1 protein-coding gene is annotated in these 1,254 nt (G+C 69.5%); it reads right to left on the reverse strand.

The window, feature by feature from the left end:
* Positions 1-34: 34 nt before the first annotated feature.
* The coding region (locus tag ACDELDRAFT_RS22640; protein WP_005801324.1) for an HAD-IC family P-type ATPase at positions 35-1,254 on the reverse strand (1,220 nt) is incomplete at its 5' end.

Raw genomic sequence — 1,254 nt, forward strand, 5'->3', positions numbered from 1 at the left:
TTGCCGCCACTGAGTCTCGGGCGCGCAGGCGTCCTCAAGCGGCCGGCGCCACCGGTCCACGCCCCCCTGCCAGGGCCTGCGCCTTGAGCCATTGCGCACACGCCAGGTAAACCAGCACCAGGGCGCCCACGCCGGTCAGCATGGCGGTGGGCGGCGTGGCAAAGCCAAACCATGCCCCCAGCGGCGTGAACGGCAGCGCCATGGCCACCAGCAGGGCCACCAGCGACGAGCCCACCAAGGCGGAATGGGGCCGGTCCCGCCAGGGCACCGCGCGGGTGCGGATGATGAAGATCACCAGGATCTGCGTGGCCATGGACTCCATGAACCACAGGGTGCGGAACTCCTCCGGGGTGGCACGAAACAACCACAGCAGACCGCCAAAGGTGGCCAGATCGAACAGCGACGACAGCGGCCCCATCACCCCCGCGAAACGCAGCAGGCCCCGCATGTCCCAGACCTGCGGCTGGGCAATGGCCGCGGTCGGCACCTTGTCGAGCGGGATACCGATTTCCGAAAAGTCGTAGAGCAGGTTGTTCAACAGGATCTGCGTGGGCAGCATGGGCAGAAACGGCAGGAACAGCGACGCCACCGCCATCGACAGCATGTTGCCGAAGTTCGAGCTGGCCCCCATGCGCACGTATTTGAGGATGTTGACGAAGGTGCGCCGGCCTTCTTCCACACCGTCGGCCACCACCTCCAGATCCGAGGCCAGCAGGATCATGTCGGCCGCCGCCTGGGCCACGCCACTGGCGCCCTCCACCGACAGCCCGATGTCGGCCACCTTGAGCGCGGGGGCGTCGTTGATGCCGTCGCCCAGGAACCCCGCCACGGCGCCACGCGACTTCAGGGCCCGCACGATGCGCGCCTTCTGGTCCGGCGCGAGGCGCCCGTAGATGTCCACCGCCTGCACCTGCACCGCCAACGCATCGTCGGTGAGGGCCGCCACGTCGGCACCGGTCAGCACGCGCTCGGCGCGCAGACCCACCTGCTGCGCCAGCCGCTGCACCACCACGGGGTCGTCCCCCGAGAGGATTTTCAGGCGCACGCCGGCCGCCGACAGCCGTGCGATGGCCGCAGCCGCCGTCGGCTTGGCCGGGTCGGCAAAGGCACAGAGGCCCTCGAAGACCAGATCGGTTTCATCGGCGGGTGACAGCGTCTGCGCAGCACTGGCGCCATCCGCCCGTTGGCGTGACGCGACCGCCACCACGCGCAGCCCCTCCTGGGCCAGAGCACGCACCCGCTGCAAACCCTCCG

Origin of the sequence: Acidovorax delafieldii 2AN (assembly GCF_000175235.1) — a bacterium.
Classification (GTDB): Bacteria; Pseudomonadota; Gammaproteobacteria; order Burkholderiales; family Burkholderiaceae_C; genus Acidovorax; species Acidovorax delafieldii_B.